Consider the following 10,395-nt stretch of genomic DNA (forward strand, 5'->3'; position numbering starts at 1 on the left):
TTTTATCTTCTAAATCTTCTGAAGCCAGAAGCTTCTATGAAATCAAGATTGCCGTATTTTTTCTCAAGTTTGTCAAAAAGAAGATTTAACCCTAAATTATCGGACGAAATATGTCCGGCAAGAATCACACTTATATGATGCTTTTCGGCTTTTTTAACGGCTTTGCTTCCCAGATGCATGCTGATAACCGTTCCGATGCCTGCAGCGCTGAGTTTTTCAAAAGCCTCAATAGGTCCTTCTGTTCCACCTGTCATGTCCACAAATACCTTACCGCATCTTGAATCTTCGTTTCCGAGCAAAATAGTAGGCGCAAGTCCTATTGATGAAGAGTGTCGATATTCAGGAAGTTTTTTTAAATACTTTATTATATCTTTTAAATATATGGGGTTGAGTGCTTCTATTTCTTTTTGAAGATAAGAAGCAACGTGATTGTCCGCAACAGTATGAGCAGACATAAAATTAATGTTTAAAAGCCTTGCCGCGTCAACCGTTCTTTCATTGTTAAGAGGCATTATACTTCTTTGTACTTCGGTAATGCGCGGAGCAAGAATTTTTTCTGCAATATTTATGTGAACACCATACTTATGCAGAATATCCGACTGCATAGCTATAACGTTATGAAATGTCGAATAAGCGTATCCCTCTGGATGATGAGTAATGACCAAATCTATTTTTGTTCCAAAATTTATCAGTTGTTTTGCAAGCACTATTTCCTGCGTTTCCATATCAATACCGACCATAACAGTTTTAATTTCTGTTTCAGGATCACCGTTTAAAATTCTCGAATCATAATAAGGATTAGTAAGGCTTTCAACATCATAAAATTCCTTTTTTTCTTCTGAAAGGGCTTCGTAATCCCGTTTGCGTTTTTGCAAATCAAGCCCGACAATGTCTGTTCCTCTAGGATCGGTTTCGATCCCTTCTTTAATAAACAACTCATAAATTTGTTTTAGTTTCATAAAACCTCAAATAATATAGAAGAGAGCTGTTTTTAAAAGCGGGGTAATCTGACATAAAACACAGCTCTCTTTCTATTTTAAACCGTTCACATTAATCTTTTATTAGCGCGACGACCATCTGTTATCTTTAAGCATTTTGCGGCGAATTTTTCTTTTAGCTTCTGCAAGTTTTTCTTTTCTTACTACGCTGGGAGCTTTATAAAATTCTCTTTTTTTTATCTCCTGCATAATGCCATTTCTTTCACATTCTCTTTTGAAGCGTCTTATCGCTTCTTCGATAGATTCCCCTTCGCGAACTTTAACGTTGACCATACTCAGTAAACACCACCTTTCTTTTAAAAGATAAATTTATACTATCCCGGAGGCCACTTGAAACTTCTTCCGCCGAGTAAATGATAATGAATGTGAAACACGGTCTGCCCTGCGTCTATGCCGCAATTATTTACTACTCTGTATCCATTTTTAAGATCCGGAAATTGCAAAGCTATTTTTGCCGCCACAGATTGAATATGCCCTAAAATTGACTCATCACCTTCGGCCAAAGAATTTAAATCCTGTATATGTTTTTTCGGTATTATAATAATATGCACAGGCGCCTGAGGATTTATGTCATCAAAAGCAAAAACTTTTTCATCTTCATAAATTTTTTTAGAGGGTATTTCGCCTTTAATTATTTTACAAAAAAGACAATTATCAGTCATCTACTGTCCTTTTACACAAATTGTATTGAAAATTATACAAGATTATTAAAAAAAAAACAAACCTTTTTTATCAGAATTTTTTTTATTCTTCATATTTGCTATAATCTTTTTCCATTTATAAATATAATTTGAGAAAGAGGGGTTTATGAAAAAAAGAATTTTACAGATTGTGTTTGTCATATTGTTTGTTTTATTTGCAGTAAGTATTTTTGCCGTAAAAAAAGATTATGTTTACATGCCTGGCATTTCAAAAATATTTGCTAAACCCGCAAAAATTTTAAGGTATTTAGGAATAGGAAATAGGAAATTGTATGATGAAGAAAGAGACGTCTATAGAGACGGCAATATATACATTTATCCTCCTGGAATTACAAGAGTTTATACAAATTCTTCAGGTGAAGCGACCCTTGCAAAACCCGATCCGATAACTTTCCGTTTTAATTCTTCTTCCGCAAACATAGAACTAATAGGCAAAGAATTGGATTCCATATCTATTTCTCCGAAATTCGAAGGAACGTGGAAATGGACCAATGAATACTCTCTGGTATTTACTCCAAAAAACGACTGGCCGGCAAATGAGACATATAAAATTAAACTCCCTAAAGAAATTTTTAATGACAAGCTTAACATTACAAATTTCACTTATGAAGTAACCACTCCTAAATTCAATGTAAACTTAAACGATTTCCGCATATATCAGAATCCACAGAATCCGAAAATACATCAGATACAAGCCGTTTTTAACTTTTCACATTCGGTTGGGGCTAAACTTTTTGAAAATAATCTCCGTTTAACCATAGATAGAATCGAAGTAAAAACTTCAATAACTTATGATTCGTTAAAAAGAACGGCTTATGTTGTAAGTGAGCCTATAAAAATTCTTAAAAAAGATCAAACTGCAATAATAGAATTGAGTTCCGTAAAAGCAGCTACGGGCGGAAAAGCTATGGAAAACAAGCTCAGAGAAGTAATCAATATTCCATCTGAAGAAAAATTTTTCAGAATAACCGATACCAAAACGATCATTCTCAGAAATGACAAAGAAGAACCTGAACAGTTTCTCGAAATAGATTTTACGACAGATGTCGATGTTTCGGAAATGGAAGGAAAAGTGGAGTTATATCTTCTTCCGCTGAGACATCCTGAGAATAATAAAAACAGTTCTTACGAATATGAAGAAGAAGAAGAAGAAGGCTATTATGACGATGACGGAAACTATATCGAACCTCAAAGTACAAGACGACTGTCAAGTTATAATTGGAAGTTTGCAGAAGTGACGCCAGAAATACTTTCAAAATCTAAAAAACTGGATTTGCAGCTTATGGAAAATTCAAAAATGTCTGACAGCGTTTTTCTATACAAATATTTTGCGCCGGATTTGGCGAGAAGATACGTTTACGTCAATATAAAAGAAGGAATAAAATCCAAAATAGATTTTACAATAAAAAAATCTTATTCAAACATAATGACATCGGCCGCGTTCCCGAAAGATGTAAAATTTCTCCAAAACGGAGCGGTGCTGCCTCTTGATGGATCCAAAAGACTTACTTTCACAACGCGTGGCGTCAACGGGATAAAAGTCGATATATCTAAAGTCATTCCTGATCAGATAAATCATCTTATATCGCAGACATATGGTTCATTTGCCAATCCGGACTTTATCAACAGATACGATTTTAATGAAAACAATATTTCGCAAAAATTTTCAAAAATCATACCGTTGAGAATTTCCGTAACAAAAGCGAATTATTCAAGCATTGACATGAGTGAATTTCTTAAAAGCAATTATTCGTCAGGCTTATTTTTCGTGAATATCAGAGGATACGATCCTTCTACAAATTCGAATGACGGACCTTCGGATAAAAGGTTTATACTTGCCACTGATATTGGAATTTTGGTCAAAAAAGATAGAAGCAATAAACACAATGTTTTTGTGATATCTATCAAAAGCGGTACTCCCGTGCCAAACGCAAAAGTCGAAATTTTGGGAAAAAATGGAATTCCGTTGTTAACGCAGTATACAAACGAGCGCGGCTGTGCGGTATTTAACAAAATAGAAGGATACGTAAACGAGCAACAACCCGTAGCTTATGTCGTCACAAATGGCAGTGACGTATCTTTTATGCCTTTCGCAAAATATGATAGAGCAGTAGATTATTCGAAATTTAATATAAGCGGAGAGTATTCTCCAGCCAGAGAAAAAGGAATGAAAGCTTTTATTTTTTCAGACAGAGGAATTTACAGACCCGGAGATGATATAAATCTTGGAGTTATTGTCAGAAATTTTGATTGGAGCTATATTTTTGGCATTCCGATAAAAATCTTAATGAGAGACCCTTACAATAAAACCGTTTTTGAAAAAACAGTAACCCTTAACAGCTCAGGCTTTATTGCCGTTGACGATATAAAAACGCAAAATGTTTTCCCTACCGGAACCTACACAATATACGCTTATTTGATTAAAGACAACAGCAGAGAATTTCTTCTAGGCAGCGAATCCGTAAGAATAGAAGAGTTTAGAACAGACGCTTTAAAAATAAACACTAAAATCATCGGTTCTTCTGGAGAGGGCTGGGCTTTTCCCGAACGTCTGAAAGCTATGGTCACGCTTAACAATTTTTTCGGCACCCCGGCACAAGACAGAATGGTTAAGTCCGAATATTCAGTAAATCCTACAGAGTTCAGATTTTCAAAATTTAAAGATTATAGATTTCCCGACCCGTACAAAATAAATTACAGAAATGCCATACAAAGCGTAAACGAAAGATTTCCGGATACTAAAAGCGATGAAAATGGAGAAGCTTTATATAATTTCGATTTATCAAAATATTCAGCAGGAACATATAATCTAATATTTTCGGCAGAAGGTTTTGAAGGCAGCAGCGGAAAAGGTGTATATGCGTATGACAGTATAAAAATTTCCCCTTACAAATATTTGCTCGGATTTAAATCGGATTCAAAACTTGGTTATTTAAATAAAGGCTCCTACGCAGCGCTTGACATTATAGCGGTGGACAACAACCTTAAAATAGTCGAACTTCAAAACTTGAAAGCAAGAATGTTGCAAATACAATATGTTTCGTCGCTTGTAAAACAAAATAACGGAGTTTATAAATATCAGACTGTAACAAAAGAAACTCTTGAGGAAGAAAAAGATTTCACTTTGTCCTCATCCGGTTCGAAAATAGCTCTTAATACTAAAAACCCGGGAAATTTTATTATGGAAGTTGTCGATGAAAATGGGAACAAAATTCTTTCAGTTCCATTTTTTGTCGCGGGAGCTTCAAATAGAAGTTATAGTATTGAGAAAGATGCAAATCTTATAGTAAATTTAAAAAACGACGACGTTGAACCCGGAAGTCAGATAACTTTAAATATTATCGCACCTTATGCCGGCGCAGGTCTGATAACAATAGAAAAAGATAAAATCTATGCTTATAAATGGTTTAAGACAGATTCAAACAGCACGGTGCAGACAATAATGCTCCCAGAGGATATTGAAGGAAATGGATACGTAAATGTATCTTTCATACGTTCTATAGATTCTAAAGAAATTTTTTCAAGCCCGCATAGCTATGCGGTTGTTCCGTTTAAAGTCAACCTTTCAAAAAGAACAATAAAAATAGACTTGGAGTCCCCTCAGTTGGTAAAACCTGCAGAAGAACTAGAAATTTCTTATAAAACTTCACAAAATTCAAAAATTATGATTTACGCTGTTGACGAGGGAATTCTTCAGGTAGCTCAGTATAAAACGCCAAAACCTCTAAATTATTTCTTTACTAAAAGCGCTCTTGAAATAGAAACTTTTCAAACCGTGGATTTAATTCTTCCCGATTACAAAGTCATAAGAGAAATATCTGCAATAGGTGGAGGCGAAGGATATGAGGAATTACTTGAAAAAAATCTAAACCCTTTTGCAAGAAAGCAGCATAAACCTGTAGTATTTTGGTCTAAAATGCTTGACGCAACTACGCAGTATCAAACTGTGAAATTTAAAGTTCCGGATTATTTTAATGGACAACTCAGAATCATGGCTGTTGCCGCAAACCCCGAACAACTCGGTTCTGCTGACAAAGAAGTTATCGTCAAATCTCCTGTTATAATTTCCCCGATAGCTCCTCTTGCCGCCATATCCGGCGATTCCTTTGAAGTCAGCGCTGCTGTGTCAAACAATATTGACGGTTCAGGTTCGGCTTCTCTTGAAGTATGGCTTGAAAGCAATGACAAATTTGAAATAAACGGAACCAATAAACAGACACTTGAAATAAAAGAAGGAAGTGAAAAGATCGTCAAATTCAATCTCGTGACAAATGATAAGCTAGGCTCCGGAGATTTAATTTTTAAAGCAAAATATAAAAATGATACATATAAAGCCAAAGTAAGTATCAGCGTAAGGCCGGCATATGCCTACAGGACATCAATCAAATCAGGAACATCCAAAAACAATAAAAGCAAAATAGATAATTTTGAAAGAAATTTATATGACGAATATGCCACAAGAGAAATATCCGTATCTCACAGCCCGCAGATAGTTTTTAAAACGCTTAAGCAATACTTCGAAAAATATCCTTACGGATGCACGGAGCAGATAATAAGCTGCGCTTTCCCGTTCCTTTTCAGCACTGTTTCCGACAGAAAAGGTTTTATAACACCGAAAGAACAGCAGGAACTTTTTGCAAACACTCTTTCGAAAATACGGCTCAGGCAGCTCAGTAATGGCGGTTTCTCATTATGGCCTGAATCTTCGCAGGCTCATGCATATGCCACGATCTATGCTTTACACTTTTTTACCGATGCTAAAGAACTTGGATATCCCGTGCCGCATGAAATTCTTTCAAGAGGAATGAACTGGCTTGAATATTTTGCTTCAGAAGTTCCGAACAGTCTTGAGAACGCCAGACTTAAAACTTACGCAAATTACATACTTACCAGAAACAATGTCATCACTACAAATAATCTTTTAAGAATCGAAGATTATTTGAATGCCGAATATAAAAAATGGAAAGAAGACATTGTTTCGGCTTATATGGCTTCGTGTTATTCCATGCTTAAAGATTTCAAAAAAGCCGATAGTCTTATAAAATCTTATAAGCCGGATGCAAAAGAGAAATTCATTTTCTATTCAGATTACGATTCGAATTCACAGCGTAATGCTGCATATTTGTATCTTTGCAATAAACATTTTTCCGATAATCTCAATGCCGACGCACAAAGCATTGCGGACGGGTTGATTACCGTTTTATCTGAAGGAAAGTTTAATACTATTTCATCGGCTTCTACGCTGCTTGCGCTTCTTTCTTATTCGAAGAGCGAACTAGGAAAAGATGTAAACATAAAAGTAAGCGTTAAAAACAAAGACGGTAAAGAAAGAGATTTGCTGCTTGAACCCGATCCGTTCCCGTACTCAAAATTCGATTCATCGGTAAACGCTTTTACTATACTTTCAGACAAAGATTTAGGTAAAATATATTACGGAATAGTTCAGCAGGGTTTTGACAGAACTGAAAAAGATTATGCCGAAGGTGTGGAAATTACAAGAGAATATCTTGATTCCAAAGGTTCGGTTGTGGATACAGCAAATATCGGTGATGAATTGACTGCGCGGATAAGAGTAAGATCAAAATCGAAAGATTATGTATCACTGGCTGTAGTTGATTTGCTTCCAGCATGCTTTGAAATTATAAGCGGTTCTCAGAGAGGTTCTTATTCAAGTTCTGACGCTAGAGAAGATAGGATGATTTTCTACATAACCGCATATAAAAATGTTACGGAATTGCAATACGGAATAAAAGTTGTCACAAAAGGAAGTTTTACTGTGCCTGGAGTTTTTACCGCAGGATTATACGATCCTGAAGTTTCAGCTTTGGCAAAACAATCTAAGATAGAGATAACACAGCCTAATGACTAAAAAAAATAAACAAGCAATTTCACCATTAAAACACACAGCATTTGTTCTGTTGTGTGTTTTATCTTTATTGCTTATAATCAGATTCTTTCCAAAACAAAGTATTTTGTCGCAATATTCTTTTTCGCAAGCGCTTTTTGACAGAAATGATAAACTGCTCAGGCTCACATTGTCTGCCGATGAAAAGTATCGCCTTTTTATTCCGCTTTCAAAAATGCCTCTATCTCTCAAAAAGGGAACTCTTCTTTATGAAGACAAATATTTTTATTTTCATCCGGGAGTAAATCCGGTCGCACTGCTGAAAGGATTTTGGGTAAGCATGATAAAAAAACATCGACCCGTAGGTGCATCAACTATAACCATGCAGCTTGCAAGAATGATTTATGGTATTGACAGTTCGTCAATTTCTGGGAAGATAAAACAAATTTTTGCAGCTTTACGGCTAGAGATATGTTATAGTAAAGACGATATTCTTGAAGCTTATTTAAATATCGCTCCTTATGGTTACAATATAGAAGGAGCAGCTGCGGCGGCTTTGATTTATTTTTCCGAAAAAATTGAAAATCTCACAATTCTTGAATCTTTTACTCTATGCATCATTCCGCAGAATCCAAATTTCAGAAGACTTCCAAATACGGCAAAAATGGAAAATGCCAGAAAAAGAGTTTTTGAAATATGGGGAAAAAAATATCCGCAGGACGCTGATAAAAAAAATTATTTCGATATGCCTTTACAGATTAAAAAGCATGCAAATCTGCCTTTTGAAGCTCCACATTTTGCAAATAAAATTATCATGTTTAACAATGAGTCCACAATATCCTCGACTTTAGATTTGAATCTGCAACATTTAATTGAAGAAAGAATAAAAAGTTATATAGAACGCAATAAAAATAAAGGCATAAATAATGCCGCGGCTATGCTTGTAAATTATAAAGAAATGGATATATGCGCTTATGTGGGTTCAGCTGACTTCTTTGATGACAATATACATGGACAGGTTAACGGCTGTGCAGCATACCGCTCTCCAGGCTCAGTATTAAAACCATTTATATACGCTATTGCTATAGATAGAGGGATAATTCATCCGTTAACTTTGCTAAAAGATACTCCAAAACATTACGGTATTTATGCTCCAGAAAATTCTGACAAAGATTTTCTCGGGCCGATTTTTGCCAAAGAAGCTCTTACCCAAAGCAGAAATATTCCGGCCATAGATCTTTTGTTGAAGATAGATCCGAACAACTTTTTATCATTGCTTCAAAAAGCCGAAGTAAAAAATATGAAAAATTCAGAATATTATGGCTCTTCGTTTGCAATCGGCGGTTTTGAAATTTCCATGGAAAAAATTGCACAATTGTACGCTATGCTTGCAAACGGAGGAGTTTTAAAAAATTTGAGATTTGATAAATATGAAAAAATTAAAGAGGAAAACGTTTTATCTGCCGAAGCTGCTTTTTTGACTTTGGCTATGCTTAAGGATAACAAGAGGCCTGAAAATGAAATTAGAGCTGCTGAAAAATTTCGCGATTTTGAGGTTTACTGGAAAACGGGAACATCATATGCTTTCAGGGACGCATGGGCTGCGGGCGTATTTGGAGATTATGTGCTGGTAGTATGGATAGGAAAGTTTGACAATGAAGGACACCAAACATTTACGGCAAGAACTTCTGCTGCGCCTTTGTTTTTTGAAATAATCAAATCCATTTCCGGAGAAAAAAGAGAAGTTGGAAATTCAAAAATATCCGATTACAATCTCAATATTGCAAAAGTCGAAGTTTGTTCAGTTTCAGGAGATATTCCTTCACAGTACTGCAGGAACACGAACGAAACTTACTTTATACCGGGTAAATCCCCCATAAAAATATGTGATGTTCACAGACCTGTTTATATAGATAAAAAAACGGGGCTGAGAGCGGCATATTATGACCCTGAAAAAACCAATATAGCAGTTTATGAGTTCTGGAATTCGGAAATTTTATCGGTTTTTGCAATGGCCGGAATATCGCACAGAACTCCTCCAAGGTATCTTCCTGACATAGAAATAAGAGAAATTACGGAACATGGAAGTACACCGAAAATAGTACTGCCGACACAAAATATAATATATACTTTCAGAGCGGAAAATTTTGAAAATGAAAGAATTCCTTTTAAAGCAGACACAGACAGCGATGCTAAAAATATTTTCTGGTTTTTAAACAACAAATATATCGGACAAAGCAAGTCCGGAACAGTTCTCACGGCAAAAACCGATCCCGGAACTTATATTGTAAGAGCCGTTGACGATTTGGGAAGAGACTCAACCGCAAAACTGAAAGTTGGAATTATCGGGAAATAGTTAAAATATGTATGATGCATTTGACGATATACAAACTTGTAAGTAACGGCAAAGACAATGACTGCGGCAAATATTGATACCGTATTGCCAGATAACATTTGGCAGCCACATATTGGGGCATTACAAAGCGCCGTATGACATTTTGGACATAAGTAGGGAGGCTGTGAAATATCTGGTTCAGGAAAGACAAGATAGAATAATATATTGTAAAATATTTCAGAATTATCCTTTGACATATTGTTGAGCATTAGTACCATATGCCAGCCATCAACCCACTTAAAATGTTGATGACACAACAATTAGTGATTTTTAGAGACACTCAATCGCCGTTTAGTGTTTAGTCATTGCCGTTATTACCAGGATGAGCGGCAACGATGACAAAGCAATCCAGAAAGCTAACAGAAACGACATTCTTATTCATAGATTGCTTTGGCATCTAATTCTGCCTCGCAATGACGACTAAACTGGTGTCATAAATGAAGTGAATCAATTATA

Annotated in this window: 5 protein-coding genes; 2 read left to right on the forward strand and 3 right to left on the reverse strand. The window is 35.6% G+C overall.

Features of this window, described 5'->3' with window-relative positions; translation table 11 throughout:
• Positions 1 to 2: 2 nt before the first annotated feature.
• From LBD46_08675 to LBD46_08685, 3 genes are all read right to left on the reverse strand, one after another.
• Positions 3 to 959, reverse strand: a complete 957-nt coding sequence (locus LBD46_08675) for a hypothetical protein (protein MDR2427231.1) — start codon at positions 957 to 959, stop codon at positions 3 to 5.
• 102 nt (positions 960 to 1,061) lie between these two features.
• Complete coding sequence (rpsU, locus tag LBD46_08680; GenBank protein MDR2427232.1) at positions 1,062 to 1,271, reverse strand: 30S ribosomal protein S21; 210 nt, start codon at positions 1,269 to 1,271, stop codon at positions 1,062 to 1,064.
• Between the two features lie 41 nt (positions 1,272 to 1,312).
• Positions 1,313 to 1,660 carry a histidine triad nucleotide-binding protein gene (locus LBD46_08685; protein MDR2427233.1) on the reverse strand — a complete coding sequence of 116 codons (348 nt, stop codon included), beginning with the start codon at positions 1,658 to 1,660 and terminating at the stop codon, positions 1,313 to 1,315.
• A gap of 145 nt (positions 1,661 to 1,805) precedes the next feature.
• Here LBD46_08685 and LBD46_08690 point away from each other — a divergent pair, with 145 nt between their 5' ends.
• Positions 1,806 to 7,568, forward strand: coding sequence for an alpha-2-macroglobulin (locus LBD46_08690; protein MDR2427234.1), 5,763 nt, complete (start codon positions 1,806 to 1,808; stop codon positions 7,566 to 7,568).
• Positions 7,561 to 9,900 carry a penicillin-binding protein 1C gene (gene pbpC, locus LBD46_08695; protein MDR2427235.1) on the forward strand — a complete coding sequence of 780 codons (2,340 nt, stop codon included), beginning with the start codon at positions 7,561 to 7,563 and terminating at the stop codon, positions 9,898 to 9,900. The genes LBD46_08690 and pbpC overlap by 8 nt, the downstream gene beginning before the upstream one ends.
• Positions 9,901 to 10,395 lie beyond the last annotated feature (495 nt).

This window comes from Candidatus Endomicrobium procryptotermitis (assembly GCA_031279415.1).
In the GTDB taxonomy this organism is placed as follows: Bacteria; Elusimicrobiota; Endomicrobiia; order Endomicrobiales; family Endomicrobiaceae; genus Endomicrobium_B; species Endomicrobium_B procryptotermitis.

Coding starts and splice junctions, on each gene's coding strand:
- LBD46_08675 (MDR2427231.1), bottom strand. CDS start 959: ATGAAACTAAAACAAATTTATGAGTTGTTTATTAAAGAAGGGATCGAA.
- rpsU (MDR2427232.1), bottom strand. CDS start 1,271: ATGGTCAACGTTAAAGTTCGCGAAGGGGAATCTATCGAAGAAGCGATA.
- LBD46_08685 (MDR2427233.1), bottom strand. CDS start 1,660: ATGACTGATAATTGTCTTTTTTGTAAAATAATTAAAGGCGAAATACCC.
- LBD46_08690 (MDR2427234.1), top strand. CDS start 1,806: ATGAAAAAAAGAATTTTACAGATTGTGTTTGTCATATTGTTTGTTTTA.
- pbpC (MDR2427235.1), top strand. CDS start 7,561: ATGACTAAAAAAAATAAACAAGCAATTTCACCATTAAAACACACAGCA.